Raw genomic sequence first — 25,139 nt, forward strand, 5'->3', positions numbered from 1 at the left:
CTTAACACTTAATTTATAAACGACATTAACCATTATACCGAATATTAAAGCGTCTGTCTGTCCCCGATTATACCGCTTAAATCGACCACGTCACTTCCGATTATTTCCTACCACTCAGGTCGATTTTCAGTCAAAAACAGGTCATTTACAATCTGTGTGGTCAGGCGAATGCCATCCCACTTCCCAACTATACATCCGCAATATATTTGTTTTTGCGGATAATTGGTAAACTACAATTGCTTTAAAAAGTCAATCAATCCTTTGGTAACATCTTCTGAATCAACTCCAAGCCAATTAGCATCCCTAGTTCTAAGTCTGCTCGTATAAGATTTATCCTTAAATACCATATTCACTCTTTTGATGATACCGGTTATATCTTTCTCACGCATTTTAGGATCATTATATACATATATTCCTAGACACTTTTTGAACTTATCCGCATCAACATGGCTACTCAGAAAATACATATCAAAGATATCCTTATAACGACTGGATAATGCTCCAAATCGAAGTAACGATCTCAGTTTTTCAGCAAACATCTGCTCGTTCGAATTAATGAGCAGACTGGCTCCATCATCATCATATGCAATGTCAAAGCAATACTCTTCCTGATCTATATCAAACTGCGTATGGACTCCAAGATCGAGTTTATTTTCAATACTAAAGCCCTTAGAATCGGTAATCTTTATGTATATTCGTTTGCCGTGATAATCTTGCTGCTTCAGTTCCTTAATCTCGCCAACTCTTTCAACTGTTATCCCGTCCAGACAATTCAGTTTTCTAACAAAAGCATTTATCGCTTCGTCAGCCAACGAGTATCTAATAAAATCAAGGTCAATATCCTGAGTTGCTCTACGAACATTTCCCGTTTTGCTCCTCATAACTACGCCGCCTTTTATTGTCACATTCCTATTGAGTGTGCTTGCGGAAATAGCTTTTAAAATAAGATCTTGGCACACTTTAGACTGCGCATTTGCATCTCCATAGCCATTTTCTATTTCTTTCTGAATCATTGCATCAATATCTATCATCACAATACCTCCAACTGTAATAGTTCCATTATCATTGAGGTTTTAGGAACCTCATATGCATAGTCTTGTATAAGCGGGATATCCAGATCATGTATCATGTCTCGGTAATTAAGAAGTATCTCTTTATAATAATCAAAAGGCAATTTACTTTTGTGTCTTAACAATTCAACAAGCATTCTTTCCTTGCTGTATATGTTAATCACACATCCTTCTCTTTCCATTTGTTCAACTCCGAGATTTAACAAATTCTTATTTTCGAAAATCTGAATTATATTTTTTTTGTAAATTTTTGCAGCATCCCTGTCCGTGGCTATACAATATTTTTCAGGAATTACGTCGGTCAAGCCATGATAGTAAAAAGCGCTGTCCATTGCAAATACAGCTTTCGGATACTTCATAGATATAATTTGTAATGCCGGAACATACTTTGTATCAGAATAAACACCTTTTTCCTGCTGAAAGAAGTCGCCTTCTCCAACAGCCTTTTTTAAAAGATATTTACTGCCAAACTTAGTAACAGCATCCTCATATGTATATAGCATTTCCCAAACCTCCGCATTTTTGTGTTTTTTGCGTATGTATAGGTAAATTATACATCTGATTTTGTTAATCAGCAAGAATTTAATCTTTTACATAAAATTTTTTTGGACAATCCTTGACTTCTTTTCTTTTTTGTAATCTCCGCTACACTCCTCGTAATACAGGCAAGTCAAACAACATTGCCCACATTGCTTCTCCTGAATCCTCCATTTTCTTCGAAGCCAATATATAAATCTTCTCATCGTCTGCGTCCTCCACAGTTGTTCATCTTCATAAGTTCTGCCAATACTGTAAACGGAAAAATTAAAATACAAAGGATAATCATATGTTACCTCCATGCTTCCGCCATACGTTTTCTTCTTACATCATCAATATACATTCCGACCTGTACGTTAAAAACGCCAGTTCTCTATAAAAAAAATAGAACTACCAACTAAGGTAGTTCTATCACATGTTCTCTTTTTTAATTAGTATAACTTAGCACCAGCTGGGATGTGGTTGTCAATCATAAGAAGGTGAAGCTCTTCATCCTCGCTGTCCTTAAGGTTGTTGACTGCTGAAAGAAGCATACCGCATGATTCGATGCCCATCATTGGTCTTGGTGGAAGGTTTGTAATAGCTACAAGTGTCTTTCCAACAAGCTCCTCTGGCTCATAGAATGCATGAATTCCAGAAAGGATTGTACGGTCTGTGCCTGTACCATCATCAAGTGTGAACTGAAGAAGCTTCTTTGACTTAGGTACTGCCTGGCAAGCCTTTACCTTTACAGCTCTGAAATCACTCTTTGAGAATGTGTCGAAATCAACCTGCTCCTCAAAAAGTGGCTCGATCTTTACGTTTGAGAAATCTAAGCCCTCGTTTGGAGCAAAGAATCCGTTATCAGCACCTGCTGCCTGTGGCTTTGTAGGGTTAAGTGACTTCATAGTTGGGAATAATAATACGTCACGGATTGCAGCGCTATCTGTAAGAAGCATGCAAAGTCTGTCGAGACCGTATCCAATACCGCCTGTAGGTGGCATACCAATTTCAAGTGCGTTAAGGAAGTCCTCATCTGTGTGCTCAGCTTCGTCATCACCAGCTTCTGCATTTGCATCCTGTGCTGCGAAACGCTCACGCTGATCGATTGGATCGTTAAGCTCTGAGTATGCGTTACACATCTCCCATCCGTTGATAAAGAGCTCGAAACGCTCTACCTTTGTAGGGTCAGATGGCTTCTTCTTTGTAAGTGGAGAAATCTCGATTGGGTGATCCATAATAAATGTAGGCTGGATAAGATTCTCCTCACAGAACTCCTCGAAGAAGAGGTTAAGGATATCGCCCTTCTTGTGACGGTCCTCAAACTCGATGCCCTTCTCACGAGCAAGTGCCTTTGCAGCCTCATCGTCTGCAACTGTATCAAAATCGATGCCTGCGTACTTCTTAACAGCATCTGTCATTGTAAGTCTTTCGAATGGCTTGCCAAGGTCGATTTCTACTCCGTTGTAAGAAATCTTTGTAGAACCAACAACCTTCTCTGCCAAGTATCTGAACATGCTCTCTGTGAGTTCCATCATACCTTCGTAATCTGTGTATGCCTGGTAAAGCTCCATAAGAGTGAACTCTGGGTTGTGACGAGCATCAACACCCTCGTTTCTAAATACACGGCCAATCTCGAATACACGCTCAAGACCACCAACGATAAGTCTCTTAAGGTAAAGCTCAAGAGAGATACGAAGCTTACGCTCCTCGCCAAGTGCATTGTAGTGTGTAAAGAATGGACGAGCTGCTGCACCACCTGCGTTCTCAACAAGCATAGGTGTCTCAACTTCCATGAAATCACGATTTGCAAGGAAGTTACGGATTTCGCGCATCATAAGTGAACGCTTGATAAATACATCCTTTGAATCCTTGTTCATGATAAGGTCAACATAACGCTGACGATAACGTGTGTCTGTATCTGTAAGACCGTGGAACTTCTCTGGAAGAATCTGAAGTGACTTTGAAAGAAGTGTCATCTCCTCAGCATGGATAGAAATCTCACCTGTCTTTGTTCTGAATGCATATCCCTTTACACCGTAGATATCACCGATATCTGACTTCTTGAAATCTGCGTATGAATCCTCTCCGATTGCATCACGAGCAACATAAACCTGAATGCTGTTCTGTAAGTCCTGGATATTGCAGAAGCTTGCCTTACCCATAACACGCTTGAACATCATACGACCTGCAATGCTAACGTGGATTGGATCTGCATCCATGATAGCACGACGCTCGTTGTAATCATCATTAATGGCCTGCTTTGCAGCCTCCTCATCCATTCCATCTGTGTTAACAGCTGGACGACCTGCTAAAAGCTTTGCCTCATGCTCCTCGTAAAGAGCGCGAACTTCATCGCTGTGATGAGTCTGATCGAATTTTGTGATCTGGAATGGATCCTTGCCAGCTTCCTGAAGTGCAGAAAGCTTTTCACGGCGAACCTGAAGTAACTGATTAATATCCTGCTCTGCCATAATTTCTCCTTATCTATTTAAAAACATTTTAATTATTGTCAAACTACTTGATTATAGTCTAGTTTCCTCAATTGTGTCAAGGAACTATACTATCTGCTGAAGCCATACATCGCTCTTTACCATGAAATATCCCATGATGTTTTTGATGATTTCTGTTCCCTGTACAAAGAAGTACACCCAAACGATTCCAAGGCCAGTAAAATGAGCCAATACAAATGCAAGTGGAGCCATAACAACCCATGTAAATACTGAGTCGAAAAGGAATGTTACAAGTGTCTTGCCACCTGAACGAAGTGTAAAGTACGAGCAGTGGCTGAATGAACAGAATGGCATCCAGAGTGCGGCTACTGCAATAAACTTTGTAGCAAGCTCTCTGATTTCTGGTGTGACATTGTAAATGTGAGGGAACAATCCTCCAAATGCAAACATGATAACCGCCATGATTGTACAGCAGAATACGCTGAATGCAATCATCTTGTTATCTGCATCCTTTGCCTCCTCAAGCTCTCCTGCTCCAAGGTACTGTCCAACGATAATACTGATACATGCGCCAAGCTGGATAAATACAATATTGAAAAGGTTTCCTACTGTATTTGAAATGCTGAGTGCTGTAAGTACGTTCATTCCACGGATTGAGTAACTCTGTGTTACAGCGCTAACGCCTGCTGCCCAAAGTACTTCGTTGAGCATAAGTGGCGCACCTTTGATGAGAATCTGATTAAAAATCTTTCTTGGGATTCCAAAACCAAGATAAGCTCCTGCAAGATATTTGTTTTTGTCCGCGTGAGTGTGAGCCCAAATAATAACGATGGCTGCTTCGATATATCTTGCGATGACAGTTGCAATAGCAGCACCCTCAACTCCAAGCTGTGGGAATGGTCCAAATCCGAAAATCAAGCAGTAGTCCAAAATAGCGTTTGTAGCAACTGCCACCATACCTGCTACCATAGGAACTACCGTCTGGCCTGTTTCTTTGATGTTTGTGGCGTATGCCTGGTTTACAGCAAATGGAATCAATCCAACTAAAATAATACTTAAGTATTTAAGTCCAAGTGAAAGTGCAAGCTCTGGAGATGCACCTTCGCTTTCTGTAAGGAAAAGGGAAATAAGCTGGCTTCCCCAAACCTTGAACATCAAAATACCTAGTATAGTTACAAGCAATGTGGTGTAGAGCTTGAAACGGAAAGTGTACATATGACCCTTGTGGTCGCCCTTACCAAAGTACTGTGCTCCGTAGATGCTTCCTGCGGAAGCTGCACCAAAAACTGCCAGTGAAAAAACAAAGTTTAACTGATTGACTGTTGCGACAGCAGATATTGCTTCCTGCCCCAATTGTCCAACCATGATATTATCCAAGAAACTTACGAAGTTGGTAATTGCATTCTGGATAATCATAGGTGTTGCCAGGAAAATATATCGTCTGTAAAACGCCTTGTCACCGATGTATTTTTTCTTAAGTCTAGCTAGCATATTTTCCTCCTTTTGTCATGTGATTAATTTATAGGTACAAAAAAAGCGGCCCTGAATAGGCCGCCTTAATGTGCGATATTACTTGTTCTTCTTTGCAGCAAGAATCTTGTACTGGAATTCTCCAGCTTCTGTCTCTACTGTAACTGTATCGCCCTTCTTGTGTCCAAGAATAGCCTTACCTACAGGAGACTCGTTAGAAATCTTACCCTTAAGGCTGTTTGCCTCTGTAGAACCTACGATTTTGTACTCAACTTCCTCGTCGAACTCTACATCAAGAAGTGTAACGGTCCATCCAATGTTAATGTTCTTTGTATCGTGTTCTTCTGTAACGACCTCAGCGTTTTTAAGAATCTTTTCGATTTCTTCGATACGAGCTTCGATATCTCTCTGCTCATCCTTAGCTGCATCGTATTCTGCGTTCTCTGAAAGGTCACCCTGCTCACGAGCTTCCTTAATCTTCTGTGATACTTCTTTACGTTTATTGACCTTGAGATCCTCAAGTTCGTCCTCTAATATTCTAAGTCCTTCAGCAGTAAGTAAATTCTTCTTTGCTTCCATATTATTTCCTCCAGGGTCTATAATTTTCAAAAGAGCCTTGCTAAGCAAGACCCTACTAACTTCAATAACTTAGTGAATTATAAGCCACCCACATATTGATGTCAAGAATTCCAAATTAATTCATAAATTATTTAAAATTTGCCAAAAAGTTGTGGAAAAGGGCTTCTAATTCTTCGTATGATTCTACATCGTTTATCATGCCTCTAAGCTTGCTTGCGCCCTTGTATCCAGCGGTGTACCAAGCTGCGTGCTTTCGCATTTCTCTGATTCCAAGGTAATCCCCTTTGAATTCGATTTGAAGTCTTGCATGACGAAGCATGGTGTCTATCATCTCCTCGATAGGTGGTTTACCAATCAGCTCTCCTGTTTCGAAGTAATGGAGAATCTGATGGAATATCCAAGGATTGCCCTGTGCTCCACGACCAATCATAAATCCATCGCAGTTTGTCTGCTCCTTCATGGCGATCACATCCTTTGCATCAAGAATATCGCCATTGCCAATTACAGGAATTGATACTGCATTTTTAACGTCAGCAATAATACTCCAATCTGCTTTTCCAGAATAGTATTGCTCACGAGTACGTCCGTGGACTGCAACTGCAGCTGCACCAGATTCCTGTGCGATGTGAGCCATCTCTACCGCGTTAATATGTTCATCGTCAAATCCCTTGCGAATCTTAACAGTAACAGGCTTGTCTATTGCCTTAACCATCTTTTCAATGATTTCTCCTGCCAATTTAGGATTCTTCATAAGTGCAGAACCGTCGCCGTTATTAACTACCTTTGGCACTGGGCATCCCATATTGATATCAAGAATATCGAAATTACGATGCTCGATTTTGGCCGCCATAGCTGCCATGATTTCTGGGTCTGAGCCAAAAAGCTGAAGGCTAACTGGGCGCTCTCTTTCATCTACAGTAAGAAGGCTTTCTGTATTTTTATTGTTGTAGTAGATGCCCTTGGCGCTAACCATTTCCATGCAGCAAAGTGCAGCTCCCTGCTCTTTGCATAACAGACGAAATGGCAGGTCTGTTACGCCTGCCATTGGTGCCAAAATTAAATTATTGTCTAGTGTTACATTTCCAATTTTTAATTTATTAATCATTATCTCTTTTGCTTGTTATAAATAAACTTCATTCCATAGAGTGTAAGATTTGGATTGTAGATGTCGATGCACTTTGTTTCGCTGGCAATAAGATTGCCAAGTCCACCTGTTGCTACAACCTTGACGTTGTCATAGCCACTCTCTTCTATCATGTGTTTTACGATGTATTCTGTCTGACCAATCTGACCGTACACAAGACCAGCCTGCATAGATGAGATTGTTTCCTTTGCAAGAATCTTTTCAGGCTTCTTAATTTCGATTTCAGGAAGCTTTGCTGCATCCTCCCAAAGAGCCTTTGCGCTGATGCGGATACCAGGCGCTGTTACACCTGAAACAAATGCTCCATTTCCATCAACCAAATCGTAAGTGGTGGCTGTGCCGTAATCAATTACAAGAACTGGACCACCGTAGAGCTCATAAGCGCCTGCTGCATCAACAATTCTGTCTGCACCAATCTGCTTTGGATTCTCTGTAGCGATTCGAATGCCTGTCTTGATACCAGCCTCAACGATGATAGGCTGAATATCAAAATACTTGATGATTGCACTTGTAAGAGAGTGCATTACATTAGGAACTACAGATGCGATGATAACATCGTTTACCTTGGATGCGTCCAAATCGTTTGAACGAAGAATATCCTTGATTACGATACCGAACTCATCTGATGTTCTGTTTATCTTTGTAGTGATACGGAAGTTGCCAAGGAGAGTATCTCCATCAAAAACTCCCATAGTGATATTTGTATTTCCAACGTCGATTGTTAGTAACATTACATGCCCTCCCCAAGGAAAACTACTTTATAGTATGTCTCAAGTGCCTCGAATAACTCTGTGCGTTCTCTCTGCATTCTTTTTACTTCAAGTGCAGAGCCAATCTCGTCATAGAGTAAATCATCTTCGTTGTGATCTACGTCGATTCTGAGACTGCCATCCTCTTCGTAGATGAACTGAATTGTTCCACTAACTTCTTCAGTGTACATAACGCACATGATTTTTAATTCATCCTTAATCATTGGAGGGAGTCCCTCGAAGTCCGGATTCAAATAAAATTTTTTAGTGTAGCAGCTGGCGCCGCATAATACTACTTCTTCTTCCATATCAAATGTATCCATAGATTCCTCTAACAGAAACCTCTCCTGTACTAATTATTTGTTGCTGACCGTCAACTTCTATGATGAGCTGGCCGCGGTCATCGATTCCTCTAGCAATCGCTTCGTAGGAATTCTCCTGAGCCTCTATTCTAACACGTTCGTTCAGATTAGCAAGATATCTTTCGTATTCTTCCTTAAGGCCGGACATATCCTGGGTCTTAATGAAGATGTTGTAGTACTTCTGAAAGCTCTCCCAGATAGCCTTTGTGATTTCGGAACGATGTCCTTTTTCCCCGGATTGCTTTTTAAGCTCAATATCTACTGAAGTAGCCTTGAACGCAATCTCTTCTGGGAACTGAGTGTTGTGAACGTTGACACCAATACCTACTACAACGTACCAAACCTTGTTGTCCTTCATTTCCATCTCGGTGAGAATACCGCAGATTTTCTTGCCGCCCAACACGATATCGTTTGGCCATTTTATTTTGCCCTCTAGGCCATATAGGTTTGATAACGCATCCCTAACTGCCATTGCCGCAACTACAGTGATTGTTGGAATAGCTTCTAATGAGATGTCATCTGGTCTAAGCAAAAGCGAGGTGGATACTGAATCCTTTGTAGGTGATTCCCACTTTCTTCCGATGCGGCCCTTTCCTGCAGTTTGTGTGCCTGCTGAAATAACTAGTCCCTGTGCTTCGTTGTCATGAGCACGTTCCTTAATTCTGTCGTTTGTTGAATCTACTGATTCGTAATATTCGTATCGTATTTCCTCTAACATGAACCTAATGTTGCATACATAATAGCCTTGATGGAATGCATGCGGTTTTCTGCCTCATCAAATACTATTGAATGCTCGCCTTCAAAAATTTCGTCTGTAACTTCCATACAGTCTATTCCAAATTTGTCATGAATCTGCTTGCCGATTGTGGTATTCAAATCGTGGAAAGCAGGAAGGCAATGCATGAATTTTGCATCAGGCTTTGCATAAGAAAATGCCTTTGCATTTACCTGATATGGGCTAAGGTCGTTAATACGCTCTGCCCAAACCTCATCAGGCTCGCCCATTGATACCCACACATCTGTGTAGATAACATCAGCATCCTTGCAGCCCTCTGCTACATCTTCTGTAAGTGTGATTGTAGCTCCTGTATTGCTTGCAATGTCCTGGCACTGCTTTACAAGTGACTCCTCTGGGAAATATTTTTTGTTTGTGCAAGCCACAAAATCCATACCAAGCTTTGCACAAGTAACCATAAGGGAATTACCCATATTATAACGGGCATCGCCCATATATACAAACTTTATTCCCTCAAGTTTGCCAAAATGTTCCTTTATTGTCATCATATCTGCAATCATCTGTGTAGGATGTGATTCATTTGTAAGACCATTCCATACTGGTACGCCTGCATATTTTGCAAGGTCCTCTACGATAGTCTGCTCAAATCCACGGTACTCGATTCCATCATACATGCGACCAAGTACGCGTGCTGTATCGGCAATAGATTCCTTTTTGCCAATCTGAGAGCCTGATGGATCCAGGTAAGTTACATTAGCCCCCATATCGTAGGCTGCAACTTCAAATGAACATCTGGTACGTGTTGATGTCTTTTCAAAAATCAATGCAATATTCTTTCCGGCCATGTAATCCTTTTGAGACTTACCCTGCTTCTTTTCAGCCTTAAGCTGAATAGATAAATCAATAAGATAATTGATTTCCTCAGTAGTTAAGTCCAACATCTTTAAATAGTTCTTTCCCTTTAAGCTCATAACGTACCTCCTTAGTGATGTATATTTATGCATTTATTGTAATTAATTATGCATTATACAATAAAAGAGCTCTTGGGTAAAGCCCAAGAGCTCGATTTTTTGCATCATTATCAATATATTTAAAACTAGTAGAAAACGTGGTTACCAATGATAAGTCCATCTTTTGAACCTGCGCGTCTAAAGTGTGTTGCGCCACCTGTTGTATCAACACCTGCAAGGGCATCGTAAGCTGCCTGAATACAAGAAGCCTTTGGTCCCTTTGAGATAACTGATGACATACGTGAAGTTGCAAACTGTCCCTTAGCGAAAATAACTCCGCTGATTGTGTTTGCATAAGAACCGCTGCGAACTCTGTTCATAACAACAGAACCAACTGCAACCTGGCCCTCATAAATCTCGTTTCCTGCTTCAATCTGAATGATTGCTGCAAGAAGAGTAACATCGTCTGCAGAATCAATAATGCTTTGATTTGCTGCAGCGGCAGCAGCTGCTGCCTCCTTTGCCTGACGTGCTGCTTCCTCTGCTGCAGCCTTAGCCTCTGCCTCTTCTTCAAGAGTGATAGCTTCGCCAGTAACCATGTCCACCTGGACATACTCTGCCTTAACATATCCTGATACGCCTGCTGATGTAACTGCTACCCAGCCATCAACTACCTCTGCATCAGAATTAACTGTAAGCTTTGTTCCCTTAGAAACAACCTTGAGGATGCTAGAATCCTCTGAAGCTTCGCTACGAATGCGAAGTCCTGCTACATCTGTTGTAGCGTATGTATCACATACATCCATTGCAAGCTCGTAAGCTTCGATGCCTGTGACGCAGAAATCTGCTGATACAAAGCCGTGTGCATTACCTGACTCGATTTCGTACCATCCGTCAAAAACATCTACGAGTGTAGCAACATCGCCAGAACGAAGCTTTCCAATAACTTCTGAATCTGAGCTGGCTTCTGAACGAATGGAAAGATAATCGTCAACCTGTGCCATAACCTTGTCTGCCCACTCATCATATTCATCTTCTAAATCAGGCTCAACCTGATCTGTTGTAGACGCAACCACTGTAACATCCGCTGATGCATAAACCAGACTTGAATCTCCTGCTGTGAGCTCCATTGATGATACTGCTGAGAATACACCTGCTGTGCTAGTTGGCTGAACTTCTACAGCTGTAGTAGAAACCTCTTCCTCAGGTGCGCCTGTGTATGCGCCTGTAAATAAGAGCATCAATGCTACTGCAAGAGCTCCTGACTGCATAGTACGCTTATTGATATACTTTCGATTTTTATCGTACGCTGCAGCAAGATAATTGCTAAATTTAACCATAAGCCTCCGTTGTTTTTTACAAAAAAATTCTATTTATTACAACTTTGTTACGAAGGCTAATATAACATTCTTACAATTTTTTGTCAAATTACGGCATCAATACAGTCCCAAAGCTCTTGATATTTAATTGGTTTTTGGATGCAATACTTAGCTCCCATAAGCTTATATTTAAGCAAATCTGTCTTCTGTCTGCCTGAGCAAACTATGATTTTGGCATGCTCATCAAGCTGAAGAAGTTTATCAATCAACCAATCTCCACCGATGCCACCCTTCATCATAATATCTGTGATTACTACATCAGGATGAAATACTTCATACATAGTGTATGCGTCGTAACAATCCTGTGCCTCGATAATTTCTGCGTCATCAGAAAGGATTCTTTCCAAAGTGCGTCTCGCAAAAAGTTCGTCATCAACTATTAATACTTTCATTAACTATATTCCCCTTTTTTCATAATAGTTATTCTCCATAACTAATTCTATCACGTATTTTCGCAGGATTGTACTATTATTTGACTTTTAATTCACGATTGTTATCATGTAAATGTTCAAATAAAAATACTTTATATTTATATAAGAGGTTCTATATGAAAAAGATAGTAATGACAGGCGGAGGCACCGCTGGTCATGTCACACCAAACCTAGCTTTGGCTCCTCTTCTCAAGGAGCAGGGCTATGAAATCTACTACATCGGTTCATACACTGGAATCGAAAAGAAATTGGTAGAAAATGCCGGTATCACTTACTATGGTATTTCATCTGGTAAGCTTCGCAGATATCACGACTGGAAGAACTTCACTGATCCTTTCAGAGTAATCAAGGGCTTTTCCGAGGCAAATCAATTGCTCAAGCACATTCAGCCAGATGTTGTGTTCTCAAAAGGTGGATTTGTTTCTGTACCAGTTGTTATGGCGGCTGCTCGTCAGCATGTTCCTTCTATTATTCATGAGTCTGATATGACTCCAGGACTTGCCAACAAGCTTGCTATTCCATTTGCTACAAAAGTTTGCTGCAACTTCCCTGAAACACTTCAGTATCTTCCAGAAGGCAAAGCAGTTCACACTGGCTCGCCTATTCGTCGTGAGCTTTTCACTGGCTCAAAGGAAAAGGGTCTTGAGTTCACGGGATTTACTGCCGACAAGCCTGTAATTCTAATTATGGGTGGAAGCATTGGTTCCCGTTTTATAAACAATGCTGTTTGGGAATCACTTGATACTTTACTTGCAGATTTCCAGATTGTTCATTTAGTTGGTAAGGGAAATATCAACAAGGATTTAGAAGGCAAGGCAGGTTATCAACAATATGAGTTTGTCAGTGAACAATTAAACGATGTGTTCGCTATGACAGATTTGATGATTAGCCGCGCAGGCGCAAATTCAATATGTGAGATTCTTGCTTTGAAAATACCAAATATCCTTATTCCACTTTCAGCTGCAGCTAGCCGTGGAGATCAGATTCTTAACGCTGAAAGCTATAAAAAACAAGGATTTTCAACTGTTCTTCAGGAAGAGGAACTTACATCAGAGATTCTTATTAATGCTGTAAAAGATGTTTATGATAGAAGAGATTCTATAAAAGAAACCATGGCATCAAGCCATTTGCTAGATGCTAATAGCACTATTTTGAAGCTTATAACAGATATAAATAAGTAAAAAGAAAGGAGCCGGTACATTAAGTACCTGCTCCTATTTTTATCTTAGTACATTGATGATGCAATTGCAGCGCCGAAAACAGCGATCAAAATGATGTAAAGTACTAACACGATAGCTACCCAGATAAGTGCAGCTCTTGCCCAATTCTTCTTTGATGGCTTTGTGTTGTTGCTGAATGACCAAACAAACATCAATACGATGTTTACGATTGGAATACAGCAAAGAAGTGTTGTGAGCATCCACTCACCTAAACCAACTGTCTCATCAACTACAGGCTGCTGGTATACAGGCTGCTGATTAACTGGCTGACCTGTCATTGGGTCAAAGTTCATATTGTTGTCCATATCTCTTCTCTCCTTTTTGTTATGAAATTAACATACCTGTAAATTATAAATTTCTTAACAATCAGAGTCAAGAGATTAGTTAAATATTTTTAAAATAATTCTTCTTACTATTCTTTTATAATGATAATTTCTTTACAACTTCTGCTGTCTCTTCATCAGTGAATGACTGATGGCTCCATCCGCAGATTGTTTTATCAGGATCATCCTCATATCTTGGGATAATGTGGATGTGCAAATGATGGACTGTCTGACCTGCTGCCTCACCATTGTTTTGTACGATATTTACGCCGGCGCAGCCAAGTTCTGCCTTCATTTTATTTGCTATTTTTTTAGCAAGTGGTAATGCCTTTTCAAGCACATCATCATCTGCCTCAAGAAGGTTTGCAAAATGATTCTTTGGAAGGATAAGTGCATGTCCTTTTGTAGCAGGATCTGCGTCCAAAATCACCTTAAAATCATTATCCTCAAAAATAGAATTTGTTGGAATATCTCCATTTGCCAACTTACAAAAAATACAATTGTTGTCCTTCATTACATTATCCTCCTAGCTAAAAGTGAATATTTCGTCAAGCATGCGAAGGGTTCTGAAATTGCCCTTTGCTGTCATATCACCTACTGAAAATGCACGCTGGAATGTTTCACGGCCGGCCACGATGTTGTCCATGATTGAGCCTGAAAGCTTCATGTAAACATCGATATTGTCCTCTTTGCCGTAGTGACATTCAAGCTGCTCACCCATTACATTCATAAATAATGGCTGGCTTTTTCCCTCTACCATAAAGAGATATTTTGCATAGAATTCAGGGTTTCCTCTAAAGTGAACCTTGAAATCATTTATGTATTCATTGGTGCTGTCTTCCTGCTTCTGTCCCATCATATCTCTGAACATGCTTGTCAAATCAGCGATATCTGCCTTTTGTGTTTGAACATATTCATCGTCAGATACAAACTTTGAAAGCTGCTCTGATTCCTGTGGAGAAAGCTCAAGCTGAGCTGTTCTAAGAATACTTCGTGTGACAGCCTGATTGCTGGTTGGCAATCCCTTTGTATGCTGTGAAATTGTACGGTAAAGTGTCTCAACTTTCTTTTCGATGATGTGAGCATATTCCGCATTTTCTCTGAATTCTTTAAGATCTTCCACGTATCCGCAGAAGCCAGAACATGGCAAACCGCCAAGAATCTCCCACGCATTTTCAAGTGTAACCATAGCCTCACGCTCGCCGTAGGTCGTAGACATTACAACTGGCTGCATATATGTGGTAGCAAGGGCTGATTTGTCTGCATATAACCAACATGCATCCAAAAACTGATTCATATAGCCACCAATTCCAAGCCATTCCACTGTGGTTGCAAGAATGATTCCATCTGCATCCTTAAGTGTCTGTGGAAGCATAGAGATTGCATTCTTTTGTTCGTAAATATTGTAAAGGCGAACCTCAACCTGAAGCTCGGTTAAAACCTGCTCCATTTTGTTAATTACATATAAAGTTGGGTCCTCCAAAAGGCCTCTTCCGCCGTAATAGATATTAACTTTCATACATCATTCCTCATTGATATCATCCTGTTTTAAAGTATAATTTTTTTCGGACTCAAAATCAACGTGTGACCCCTTTATTAATGTAGGAATTCCGTAGGTAAAGAATGTAATGATTATGCCTGCAGTAAGTCCTCCCAGGTGGCCTACATTATCTGTTCCGGCGTAGGCAAATCCAAAATAAAGAGTAAGTCCTGCCATAATCAGCATTCTCTTGGTGCTTATTCCTTTATATTTTCCTTTGTGTACAAGAATAACGATAAGCATTCCACCAACTATTCCAAATATTCCGCCGGATGCTCCAGCCACAATATCATTTTTTCCCATCAAACACATAAAAAAGAATGACAAAAAAGAGCCAGTAAGTCCTGACCCTAAATAAATTCCCAAATAACGCACTGGCCCCACTGCTCGTTCGAAAATCTGACCAAGCAAGAATAAAAGCAGCATGTTATTCATCAAATGTTCAATTCCAAAATGCATGAATGTAGCTGTAAGAAGACGATACCACTCCCCCTCCACAAGTACTTTGTTTGGGTTCATGGCACCATTTAACAGCATGAATAAACCATCCGTAGTGTTTCCCATGATTTCCAACACTATGAATGTAATGATATTTATAGCTACCAATATATATGTTATTGGTGTTTCCTTTGGATTAAAATACTCGTCCCTCAAAACTATGCTAGCATTTCCTGTGGCATTCTGTGTAAGAGCTTACTCATAGCCACTTTGTGCTCTTCCTCCATCTCCGTAAGTGGAAGTCTAAGGCTTCCTACATTAAATCCTAACATATTCATTGTAGATTTAACAGGGATTGGATTTACTTCACAGAACAATGCATCCACTAGCTCAAGGTAATCAAGCTGTAATCTTCTAGCCTTTTCTTCGTTGCCATTGAGGTATTCCATAACCATGTCATGTGTACCCTGTGGTGCAACATTTGAAAGTACGGATATTACTCCGATTCCACCAAGTGAAAGAATTGGAATAACCTGGTCGTCATTTCCTGAATAGATATCAAGGCATCCTCTGCAGAGGCTGGCAAGCTTTGTAATCTGAGAAATATCTCCGCTTGCTTCCTTGATTCCTACGATATTTGAATTCTCAAGGCCAAGACGCATAGCTGTTTCTGGCTGGATGTTGCATCCTGTACGGCTAGGTACGTTGTACATGATGATTGGAAGTTTTACTTCATGAGCGATTGCTGTGTAGTGCTCGTACAAGCCCTGCTGTGTAGCCTTGTTGTAGAAAGGCGTAACAATAAGAAGACCATCTACACCAAGCTTTTCAAGCTTCTTTGAAAAATCGATAACAAGCTTTGTAGAATTGGATCCTGCTCCCGCAATAACAGGAATTCTATGATTAACACGTTTTACTGTAAAATCTATAACTGAAAGCTTTTCTTCCTCAGTCATTGTGGCTGGCTCGCCTGTTGTACCGCACACAACGATTGCATCTGTATGGCCTTCAATCTGTCTATCAATTAAAGTTCCGAGCATGTCATAATTTACGGTATCATCTTCGTTAAATGGAGTGATTAGTGCTACTCCAGCTCCCTTAAATAATGTCATGTCCATCCTCCTTAATAATCTCTGCGATAAGCTCGCGCTCATCCATGTGGTGCTTAACACCCTTAATTTCCTGATAATCCTCGTGGCCCTTACCTGCAAGTACCACAATATCCCCTTCTTTTGCATTCACAAGGCAATAGCGGATTGCTTCCTTGCGGTCAGGGATTGTTACGTATTCTCCATCAGCCTTTTTAACGCCGATTAAGATGTCGTTGATAATGTCCATTGGCTCCTCGTTACGAGGGTTGTCTGATGTGACGACTGTAAGATCAGCAAGCTTTGAGCTTACCTCTCCCATTTCATAACGACGGCTCTTTGCACGGTTTCCACCACAGCCAAAGAGGCATACCAATCTGCCTGGCTCATAAGCCTTTAAAGTTGTGAGAAGGCTGTCCAAGGCCATTGCATTATGTGCATAGTCAATCATGACTGTAAATTTCTTTGAAACTGGAACAAGCTCGATACGTCCCTTTACATGAACATCCTTGAGAGCTGCCTTGATTTTATCCTCTGCAACATCAAACTGCTTGCAGATTGCAACTGCTGTAAGTGAGTTGTAAACAGAGAATGTTCCTGGAACATTTACCTCAACATCCATGTTTTCCTTGCCGGCGATGTGATACTTAACTCCGAGAGCGCCGTGCTCCTTGAGAAGCTCAACATTTTCTGCTATAAGGTCGTTGTCCTTGCCGTAGCCATATTTAACAACATCGCATGTGTGTCCCTTAAGGATACCATCGATGTGCTCGCTGTCTCCGTTGAAGATACCAACCTTACACTGCTGGAAAAGAAGGCTCTTGCAGTGCATATAATCCTCAAAATCCTTGTGCTCATTCTCACCGATGTGATCTGGCTCAAGGTTTGTAAATACGCCAATATCAAAAGTGAAACCTGAAACTCTGTGAAGCATTAGCGCCTGTGAACTTACTTCCATAACAACAGCATCAAGACCAGCATCTACCATCTGTCTGAAAAGCTCCTGAACTCTGTAAGACTCTGGTGTTGTGTTTACAGCTGGGATACGCTCCTCACCAACAATAGACTCGATTGTGCCAATAAGACCTGTCTTGATACCAGCCTTTTCAAGGATTGACTTTACCATGTATGTGGTAGTTGTCTTGCCCTTTGTTCCGGTGATACCGATTGTCTTAAGCTCCTTTGCTGGATGACCGAAATATGCAGCTGAAAGGATTGCAAGGGCCTGACGGCTGTTCTTTACCTTAATGTAAGTAACGCCTGGAACTGCTTCAACATCTTTTTCGATAATGATCGTGCCTGCTCCCTTTTCGATTACATCAGGGATGAAATCGTGGGCATCTCTAACTGTACCTGAGATGCAGACAAACACTGAATCCTTCTCTACTTTTCTTGAATCGTATGTAAGTGTAGATATTTCGCGGTCTAATTCTCCTGCGAATAACTCATAGTCTAATTCTTCTAAAAGAGTTGTTAATTTCATTTTTATACCTCTATTTCTCCTGAAAATACCTCGGTTGCTGGACCTGTCATGAATACGTGATTGCTTGCGCGGTCGTATTCTATAGTAAGGTCGCCACCTCTCAGGTGAACTAATACTTTGTCTTCTGTCTTTCCGTTAAGGATGCATGCCATAACAGTGGCGCATGTTCCTGTGCCGCATGCCCACGTCTCGGCGCTGCCTCGCTCCCAAACTCGCATATTAGCCTCTGTTCGGCTAATGATTTGAACAAATTCTGTGTTGGTGCGCTTTGGAAATCTTTCATGATTTTCAAAAAGTGGACCGTATGTCTCAAGTGGGAAGCTTGCTGTGTCATCTACAAAAACAACTGCATGTGGGTTTCCCATAGAAACACATGTCATGTTCCATGTTTTGCCGCCAACTTCGATTGGTTCATCGATGACCTTGTCATTCTGAGAAACCACTGGGATGTCTGCAGGTGTAAGAATTGGCTCTCCCATATCTACGCGAACCTGCTGAACCTTGCCATTTTCAGGATAAAGGATAAGAGTAAGAACTCCGGCTCCTGTCTCTACTGTGATTTCTGTTTTGTCTGTAAGCTTGTGGTCGTAGACATATTTAGCAACGCAACGAATTCCGTTGCCACACATCTCTGCCTCTGAACCATCAGCGTTATATATATGCATTCTGAAATCTGCCTTGTCAGATGGACCAATTGTAATGAGACCGTCTGAACCGATTCCAAAATGTCTGTCGCTAACTTTAATAGAAACTTCTGCTGGGTTATCAAGCTGCTCCTCAAAAAGGTTTACATAAACGTAGTCGTTACCGCAGCCATGCATTTTTGTAAATTTCATAAGTTGTCCTTTCGAAACTAGTTAACTGTACTGTTTCTATCATACCACAAGTATACTCCGCACTTTTTAATATTATAATGCCGCTTTGTGCTTAAATTATTGCAAATAGTGCTGATAGATATATAATAAATTTAAGATATTTTAGGAGGTTTCCATGGATAGATACTCTAAAAAAGGTTATTTATACGATAATTTCAAGATTTTTCATCTTGTGGATTCCAATTTGGGCGAGATAGATTTTCACTATCACGATTTCCATAAGGTGCTCATTCATTTATCTGGAAATACTTCCTATTCAATAGAAGGGCAGACTTTCGATTTGCAAGCCGATGATATTGTTTTTGTCAGTGCCGGAGAGGTTCACCGCCCTATTTTCCACGATGATTCCCCATATGAAAGAATCATCATTTATATTTCGAAGGAGTTTTTGGCGGAGTATAGTCGAGAGGGAAATGATTTATCATATTGCTTTAGAAATGCCATGGAAAAAGGTTCCCATGTTTTGAGACTTCATTCTTTTAAGAATTCACGGGTTGCCGCTGCTGTCGGAAAGCTTACTGCAAATCTTGGTAAGGATGATTATGCCAATGAGCTGTTTATGCAGGTGCTGTTTTTGGAATTCATGATCGAACTTAACAGGGCAGCAATCAGCGATGAGGTGGAATATATTTCTACTAATTATGCCGGCTCAAAGATTGGTGAAATCATTCATTATATAAACGAACATTTAGCGGAAGATTTATCTGTGGATACAATCGCGGGGCAATTTTACCTTTCACGATATTATTTGATGCACACGTTCAAAGATGAAACTGGCTACACCATTGGAAACTATATTTCAATTAAGCGACTGTCATTAGCTCAATCCCTGATTAATTCTGGTGTTGCTATCGTAGATGCTGCTGAGCAAGCCGGCTTTGGTACATATTCTACTTTCCTCAGAGCATACAAAAAGACCTATGGCACTAGCCCTAAGAAAAAGGCTATGTCACAGGCCTCACTGTCATTTTAATCTATTAGAATAAGTAGCTTGCAATATATTCTGTTTTTTCTGGGATGGCAATTCCTGGATCTGCAAGCTTAAATGTAAGCTGCTTGCCTTCTTCGCGGCACTGGTTTTCAAAATGATACATGGCGATTCCTAAATCTACTTTCTGCAAATCATATGTGCCATTATCGTAACCACGGTCATTTTTCTCGTAGAAATGAACGCCACTTTCTGTTACTACAACTCGCCATGGCTGTTTATTTACAGCTGATGGTGCAAGGCGAACTGCCTCAAGAGCTAAAAGAATGCCACATTCCTTTGCCTCATCCTGTGTAAGCGGAGTGTTGAAATCGCCTTTAAAGAATAGCTCTGAAAAGTCGAATCTTGTGTCGGCTTTTACGCCTTTTCTCATGAGTACTTCTTTAACGCCCATTTTATCTGCCCTATATCCAATAGGGCTCATGCATGGCATAATTTCATCTTCCTGAAGATTTGAAGCTGCTTCAAATTTATCTCTTGGCATTGTTCCACCAATCCAAACTGAACCCATTCCTTTACTTTCCGCATACATTAATAATTCTTCAAAACTATAGCCATAGGCAACATCTGCATTTTCGCCTTTTTTGACTTTTGCTGAAATATAATGCTTTTCGCCAGATAGAACTGGGCTCGATAAATCATGATCTTCCTTATTTAAAAACACAAATTCAACTGGGATATTGTATGGGTTTACAATGCTTGTAGAGTAAGCCTGTAAATCCTTTAATTCTTCTTGAGTTAATCCCTCTCCATCAAAAGTTCTAACACTTCTTCTATTTTTTACATCATCAAAAAACATATACCGTACCTCCAATTAATTTACATTATACTATTTAATTGCGCTAAATCAATCTAAAGTGTTATAGATTTATGTTATAGCGGGTTAATCGCACTCTTTTTGTGCATTATATACATTTTGTGATTGTGTAAATTGTATAATTTGTATAACTTCTCAATGGAAGTTTTCAGAAATCATGGTATTCTATAGATGTTGATTGATAAAAATGTTTATAGGAGGTTTTGACATGAACATTTTCAGAGAGTTATTTGACAGCGAAAACGGCAAGGTTATGACATTTATAGATTATTTAAAAAGCAGCTACATCGACTAAGTCGATTAGCTGCTTTTGTTTTATATTTTCATTGTCTTTTTTCTTAAGAATAATTCCATTGCCATTGTGACAACTTGATTTAAAGTACATCCATTTTCTGCTGCATACACTGAAGCTTTTTCATGAATCTCTGGTGATGTTCTTACATTGAATGTTCCTGAAAACTCTTTTTCTGGAACCTTTCCATATTTTTCACATATTTCCAAATAATTATCAATAGAATCATGAAAAGAATTCTCTAATTCTTCAATTGAGCTTCCATGAAAATTCAATGAATCTTTTATCCCAAAGACCTTTCCAATAAATATATTGTCGCGGCTATCATAGCCTACTGTTGCTCGATATCCTTTATATTTCATCATATCTGATTTCATAAGCTACTACTCCTTTTCTCCAATATCATTTATATATTTTTTAATCATATCCATCTGATATTTATATAATTCTTTACCTGGATGTGGCCCATCAAATTGAACTATTCTACCTGTTTTAATATGAATATATCCTATACTTGAACCTCTACCTCCCTGAAATTTATCGCAATTGCATTTACTCATAAGAGCATCTAAATCTCTAACTGTGAAGTTTTTAGGATATGGTTTTCTAAATAATTTTTCTAATAACTCTTTCTTTTTTGGCATTTGAATCATGCAACTAAATTCTAGTTACATTTTATCATCCTTTCTATTTTTTTCAAATACCCAATTACATAATATATAATTTTTACTTTTTTAATATATCTACAGTATGAGCGCTGGCGCCGAGCAAGTCGGCGCGCTCGCAGACGGCCATTTGATAATTAATAAACTGCATAAACTGTTCCTCTGATAATGCATTAACTTCCCTTCTCATATGATTAGCCGGTCCATCTGGAGAAATAATCTGCATTCGCTCTAAACCAACCTCCTCATTTAGACTTGCTATATCTTCTGTTCGCATAAACATATACAAATCATCAGCGCCCGGCCGTACGTGGAAGGCTTCATCCAACTTTCCCTCAGCAATATTCTCTAAGACGTGTCCCTCTTTGATTCCATAGGTCAGGAAGGCATACTCATTCATTACATACGCAACTAGAATATATCCGCCAGTCTTTGTAACACGCTTTGCTTCTTTCAAAGCCTGAAGCTGCTCTTCTCTAGTCTTTAGGTGATACATAGGTCCAAACAAAAGCGTTAAATCGAAAGACTCATCCTCAAATCTCTTGAGCTTAAGTGCATTTCCCTGGAAAGCCTTTACACCTGTGCCCTTGGCTTTAAGCATACCAAGGTTGTGCTTTACCAATTCCACCGCAGTGACATCATATCCCTCTTCCCAAAGAGGGATACTGTAGCCGCCGGTGGCGGCTCCAATATCCAGAATCTGGATATTGGATTTGTCTTTTCCTGTCTCTGCTGCAACCATATCTAAATATTTGTGGACATACTTCATAGTAACAGTAAACTCCATAATTCCATGGCGGCTTCGCAGGCGTTTGTCCTCATTGAATTTGTTATAGTATTCTTCTAAATCTGTCATACTCAATCCTTTTAAAAGGGCCTCATACTTCGTATGAGGCCCCTAATCTTTATATTATTTTGCTCTACCGCAACATTGTTTATACTTCAATCCTGAACCACATGGACATGGATCGTTAGGGAAGATTTTCTTTTCCTTACGAACCTTTGGTCCTGAAGATGCTGTGTCGTCTTTGTTTGTACCAGTAACCTTAGCTACTTCCTCACGCTCAACCTTCTTTTCAATGCGGATTCTGTAAAGCATTGTAAGTGTATCATTGATGATTGCAGCGTTCATTGCATCAAGCATATCGTAGCTGGCTGCCTTGTATTCATCAACTGGATTACGGTTACCATAAGCCTGAAGACGGATACCCTGACGAAGCTGTTCCATATCATCAAGCTCTTCCATCCACTTGCGATCGATAACTCTAAGAAGAATAACTCGCTCAACCTCACGGAACTGCTCTGGCTGCTCGAATTCTTTTTCCTTTTTATCGTACATATCAAGTGCGATTTCTGTAAGCTTTTCTTTGAGCTGCTTCTTTTCCTTGATGTTACCAAGAGAAAGCTTTGTCATTACAGGAACTGGAATGACTGGGCAAAGGAGGTGGTTAAGCTCCTGAAGCTCCCAAAGGTCTGTCTCAACATCATCTGGAATAGTCTTTTCGATACATTCATCAACCTTGTCCTTAATCATACCGATGATCTGCTCATGCATATCCTCGCCCATAAGTACACGACGACGCTGCTTATAAATAAGCTCTCTCTGCTCATTCATTACCTGATCATAATCAAGCAAGTTCTTACGAGCTGAGAAGTTGTTTTCCTCAATCTTCTTCTGAGCCTTTTCGATGGCATCAGAAAGCATCTTGTGCTTAATCTGCTCACCCTCTGGAACACCAAGAGAGTTGAACATTGTGATGAGACGATCTGAACCGAAGAGTCTCATAAGGTCATCCTCAAGTGAGATGAAGAACTGTGATTCACCAACGTCTCCTTGACGACCTGAACGTCCACGGAGCTGGTTATCAATACGACGAGATTCATGACGCTCAGTACCGATGATCTTAAGACCACCTGCTGCACGAGCTTCCTCATCAAGCTTAATATCTGTACCACGACCAGCCATGTTTGTAGCGATTGTAACTGCGCCGTGCTTACCAGCCTCTGCTACGATTTCAGCTTCCTTCTCATGATACTTTGCATTTAATACGTTATGCTCGATTCCTTCGCGACGAAGCATCTTTGAAACGAGCTCTGAAATATCAATATCGATAGTACCAACAAGTACTGGCTGTCCTTTTTCGTGAGCCTTTTTAACTTCCTCAACAACTGCCTTGTACTTTTCAGCCTTTGTCTTGTAAACAGCATCATCATGATCGATACGCTGTACTGGACGGTTTGTAGGAACCTCTACAACGTCCATGCCGTAGATATCACGGAACTCCTGCTCCTCTGTAAGAGCAGTACCTGTCATACCTGCCTTTTTATCATACTTATTGAAGAAGCTCTGGAATGTGATGCTTGCAAGAGTCATAGACTCGCGCTTAACCTCTACACGCTCCTTTGCCTCGATAGCCTGATGTAAACCATCTGAATAACGACGACCTGGCATGATACGACCTGTGAATGAATCAACGATCATTACCTGACCATCTGAAACAACATAATCCTGATCCTTAAACATAAGGTTGTGAGCACGAAGTGCAAGGATGATGTTGTGCTGGATTTCAAGGTTCTCTGGGTCTGCAAGGTTCTCGATGTGGAAGAACTGCTCAACCTTTGCAACACCCTGTGCTGTAAGGTTAACTACCTTGTCCTTTTCATCTACGATGAAGTCACCAGTTTCGTTGCGCTCAACGCCCATGATGGCATCCATCTTTGAGAACTCAGGAAGATCCTCGCCTCGCTGAAGCTGGCGAGCAAGAACATCGCAAAGCTCATAAAGCTTTGTAGACTTTCCTGACTGACCGGAAATGATAAGTGGTGTACGTGCCTCATCGATAAGAACTGAGTCAACCTCATCGATGATACAGTAGTGAAGACCACGCTGAACCAAATCCTTTTCGTACACACACATATTGTCACGAAGATAATCGAAACCGAGCTCGTTGTTTGTGATATATGTGATATCACAATTGTAAGCTGCCTGACGCTCTTCCTTTGACATGTCGTTTAATACAACACCAACTGTAAGGCCGAGGAAACGATGCACCTCACCCATCCACTCAGCATCACGCTTTGCAAGGTAATCGTTTACAGTAACGATGTGAACGCCCTTACCCTCAAGTGCGTTAAGATATGCTGGAAGTGTTGAAACAAGAGTCTTACCTTCACCAGTACGCATCTCTGCGATACGACCCTGATGCAAAATAACACCACCGATGAGCTGCACTCTAAAGTGCTCCATGCCAAGGGCACGCTTACCAGCTTCACGAACTGTAGCGTATGCCTCTGGAAGAAGGTCATCAAGTGTCTCTCCGTTAGCAAGTCTCTCCTTGTATTCTATTGTCTTATGGCGAAGCTCTTCATCAGTAAGAGCCCCCATAGCTTCTCTATATGATTCAATTTTATCTACGATTGGATTGATGCGCCTTAACTCGCGCTGTGAGTGTGTTCCAAACACCTTATCGATAATACTCATTTTCGTTAACTCTCCTAACTAGGGAAAATCCCACAAACTTTTATTATTTTACCAAAAATAAAGGGAGTTAACAACAAAAGTTGGCACTTT

At 40.5% G+C, this 25,139-nt stretch carries 26 protein-coding genes; 2 read left to right on the forward strand and 24 right to left on the reverse strand.

Annotation, left to right across the window (positions count from 1 at the left end; translation table 11 throughout):
* Positions 1–230: 230 nt before the first annotated feature.
* From BM102_RS08765 to BM102_RS08820, 12 genes are all read right to left on the reverse strand, one after another.
* On the reverse strand, positions 231–1,031 hold the full coding sequence (locus BM102_RS08765) for a nucleotidyl transferase AbiEii/AbiGii toxin family protein (protein ID WP_090481067.1): 801 nt from the start codon (positions 1,029–1,031) through the stop codon (positions 231–233).
* Complete coding sequence (locus tag BM102_RS08770) at positions 1,031–1,573, reverse strand: type IV toxin-antitoxin system AbiEi family antitoxin domain-containing protein (protein ID WP_090481070.1); 543 nt, start codon at positions 1,571–1,573, stop codon at positions 1,031–1,033. Before BM102_RS08770 ends, BM102_RS08765 begins: the two co-directional genes overlap by 1 nt.
* 465 nt (positions 1,574–2,038) lie before the next feature.
* The gene (lysS, locus tag BM102_RS08775; protein WP_090481074.1) at positions 2,039–4,060 is read right to left on the reverse strand and encodes a lysine--tRNA ligase; all 2,022 of its coding nucleotides are present in this window, start codon (positions 4,058–4,060) and stop codon (positions 2,039–2,041) included.
* 84 nt (positions 4,061–4,144) lie between these two features.
* Positions 4,145–5,530, reverse strand: a complete 1,386-nt coding sequence (locus BM102_RS08780; protein WP_090481077.1) for an MATE family efflux transporter — start codon at positions 5,528–5,530, stop codon at positions 4,145–4,147.
* 78 nt (positions 5,531–5,608) lie between these two features.
* Positions 5,609–6,088: a transcription elongation factor GreA gene (greA, locus tag BM102_RS08785; protein ID WP_044936502.1), complete on the reverse strand. Its 480-nt coding sequence runs from the start codon at positions 6,086–6,088 to the stop codon at positions 5,609–5,611.
* A gap of 127 nt (positions 6,089–6,215) precedes the next feature.
* Positions 6,216–7,193 (reverse strand): tRNA dihydrouridine synthase DusB, encoded by a 978-nt coding sequence (dusB, locus tag BM102_RS08790; RefSeq protein WP_044936504.1) that lies wholly within the window; start codon positions 7,191–7,193, stop codon positions 6,216–6,218.
* A complete protein-coding gene (locus BM102_RS08795; RefSeq protein WP_044936506.1) occupies positions 7,193–7,963 on the reverse strand; it encodes a type III pantothenate kinase in 771 nt (256 codons plus the stop codon). The genes dusB and BM102_RS08795 overlap by 1 nt, the downstream gene beginning before the upstream one ends.
* The gene (locus BM102_RS08800; RefSeq protein WP_330371741.1) at positions 7,963–8,304 is read right to left on the reverse strand and encodes a DUF6145 family protein; all 342 of its coding nucleotides are present in this window, start codon (positions 8,302–8,304) and stop codon (positions 7,963–7,965) included. The genes BM102_RS08795 and BM102_RS08800 overlap by 1 nt, the downstream gene beginning before the upstream one ends.
* Positions 8,291–9,061: a biotin--[acetyl-CoA-carboxylase] ligase gene (locus BM102_RS08805; protein ID WP_090481080.1), complete on the reverse strand. Its 771-nt coding sequence runs from the start codon at positions 9,059–9,061 to the stop codon at positions 8,291–8,293. The genes BM102_RS08800 and BM102_RS08805 overlap by 14 nt, the downstream gene beginning before the upstream one ends.
* Positions 9,055–10,050, reverse strand: coding sequence for an ornithine carbamoyltransferase (gene argF, locus BM102_RS08810; protein WP_090481083.1), 996 nt, complete (start codon positions 10,048–10,050; stop codon positions 9,055–9,057). Before argF ends, BM102_RS08805 begins: the two co-directional genes overlap by 7 nt.
* Before the next feature lie 125 nt (positions 10,051–10,175).
* Positions 10,176–11,369 (reverse strand): cell wall hydrolase, encoded by a 1,194-nt coding sequence (locus tag BM102_RS08815; protein ID WP_049960334.1) that lies wholly within the window; start codon positions 11,367–11,369, stop codon positions 10,176–10,178.
* An 83-nt stretch (positions 11,370–11,452) separates the two neighbouring features.
* Positions 11,453–11,800: a response regulator gene (locus tag BM102_RS08820; protein ID WP_090481086.1), complete on the reverse strand. Its 348-nt coding sequence runs from the start codon at positions 11,798–11,800 to the stop codon at positions 11,453–11,455.
* A gap of 155 nt (positions 11,801–11,955) precedes the next feature.
* Between BM102_RS08820 and BM102_RS08825 the strand changes: the two genes are divergently transcribed.
* A complete protein-coding gene (locus BM102_RS08825) occupies positions 11,956–13,020 on the forward strand; it encodes an undecaprenyldiphospho-muramoylpentapeptide beta-N-acetylglucosaminyltransferase (RefSeq protein ID WP_044936514.1) in 1,065 nt (354 codons plus the stop codon).
* Between the two features lie 44 nt (positions 13,021–13,064).
* Here BM102_RS08825 and BM102_RS08830 read toward each other — a convergent pair whose 3' ends face one another.
* The 7 genes from BM102_RS08830 to dapF all read right to left on the reverse strand — a co-directional run bounded on the left by BM102_RS08830 (position 13,065) and on the right by dapF (position 18,767).
* The gene (locus BM102_RS08830) at positions 13,065–13,364 is read right to left on the reverse strand and encodes a hypothetical protein (RefSeq protein ID WP_207646571.1); all 300 of its coding nucleotides are present in this window, start codon (positions 13,362–13,364) and stop codon (positions 13,065–13,067) included.
* Between the two features lie 115 nt (positions 13,365–13,479).
* Entirely contained in the window at positions 13,480–13,896 is a 417-nt protein-coding gene (locus tag BM102_RS08835; RefSeq protein WP_044936516.1) for an HIT family protein, read from the reverse strand.
* 12 nt (positions 13,897–13,908) lie between these two features.
* Positions 13,909–14,901, reverse strand: coding sequence for an SCP-2 sterol transfer family protein (locus BM102_RS08840; protein ID WP_044936519.1), 993 nt, complete (start codon positions 14,899–14,901; stop codon positions 13,909–13,911).
* Positions 14,902–14,904: 3 nt separating this feature from the next.
* Positions 14,905–15,576 carry a rhomboid family intramembrane serine protease gene (locus tag BM102_RS08845; protein WP_242942919.1) on the reverse strand — a complete coding sequence of 224 codons (672 nt, stop codon included), beginning with the start codon at positions 15,574–15,576 and terminating at the stop codon, positions 14,905–14,907.
* 2 nt (positions 15,577–15,578) lie between these two features.
* On the reverse strand, positions 15,579–16,472 hold the full coding sequence (dapA, locus tag BM102_RS08850; RefSeq protein WP_090481089.1) for a 4-hydroxy-tetrahydrodipicolinate synthase: 894 nt from the start codon (positions 16,470–16,472) through the stop codon (positions 15,579–15,581).
* Positions 16,459–17,931: a UDP-N-acetylmuramoyl-L-alanyl-D-glutamate--2,6-diaminopimelate ligase gene (locus BM102_RS08855; protein WP_090481092.1), complete on the reverse strand. Its 1,473-nt coding sequence runs from the start codon at positions 17,929–17,931 to the stop codon at positions 16,459–16,461. Before BM102_RS08855 ends, dapA begins: the two co-directional genes overlap by 14 nt.
* 2 nt (positions 17,932–17,933) lie before the next feature.
* A complete protein-coding gene (gene dapF, locus BM102_RS08860; protein WP_074791485.1) occupies positions 17,934–18,767 on the reverse strand; it encodes a diaminopimelate epimerase in 834 nt (277 codons plus the stop codon).
* A gap of 154 nt (positions 18,768–18,921) precedes the next feature.
* On the opposite strand from dapF, the gene BM102_RS08865 reads away from it, so the two are divergent.
* Positions 18,922–19,779 (forward strand): AraC family transcriptional regulator, encoded by an 858-nt coding sequence (locus tag BM102_RS08865; RefSeq protein ID WP_090481096.1) that lies wholly within the window; start codon positions 18,922–18,924, stop codon positions 19,777–19,779.
* Positions 19,780–19,783: 4 nt separating this feature from the next.
* On the opposite strand, the gene BM102_RS08870 is transcribed toward BM102_RS08865, so the two are convergent.
* From BM102_RS08870 to secA, 5 genes are all read right to left on the reverse strand, one after another.
* Entirely contained in the window at positions 19,784–20,593 is an 810-nt protein-coding gene (locus BM102_RS08870; protein WP_090481098.1) for a nitroreductase family protein, read from the reverse strand.
* 333 nt (positions 20,594–20,926) lie between these two features.
* Positions 20,927–21,280 carry a type II toxin-antitoxin system HicB family antitoxin gene (locus BM102_RS08875; RefSeq protein WP_090481101.1) on the reverse strand — a complete coding sequence of 118 codons (354 nt, stop codon included), beginning with the start codon at positions 21,278–21,280 and terminating at the stop codon, positions 20,927–20,929.
* Between the two features lie 6 nt (positions 21,281–21,286).
* Positions 21,287–21,547: a type II toxin-antitoxin system HicA family toxin gene (locus BM102_RS08880; RefSeq protein WP_090481184.1), complete on the reverse strand. Its 261-nt coding sequence runs from the start codon at positions 21,545–21,547 to the stop codon at positions 21,287–21,289.
* A gap of 82 nt (positions 21,548–21,629) precedes the next feature.
* On the reverse strand, positions 21,630–22,424 hold the full coding sequence (locus BM102_RS08885) for a class I SAM-dependent methyltransferase (protein ID WP_090481104.1): 795 nt from the start codon (positions 22,422–22,424) through the stop codon (positions 21,630–21,632).
* A 54-nt stretch (positions 22,425–22,478) separates the two neighbouring features.
* Positions 22,479–25,049: a preprotein translocase subunit SecA gene (gene secA / locus BM102_RS08890; protein WP_090481107.1), complete on the reverse strand. Its 2,571-nt coding sequence runs from the start codon at positions 25,047–25,049 to the stop codon at positions 22,479–22,481.
* Positions 25,050–25,139: the final 90 nt, after the last annotated feature.

The sequence above is a fragment of the Pseudobutyrivibrio sp. JW11 genome, assembly GCF_900115355.1.
GTDB classification, from domain to species: domain Bacteria; phylum Bacillota; class Clostridia; order Lachnospirales; family Lachnospiraceae; genus Pseudobutyrivibrio; species Pseudobutyrivibrio ruminis.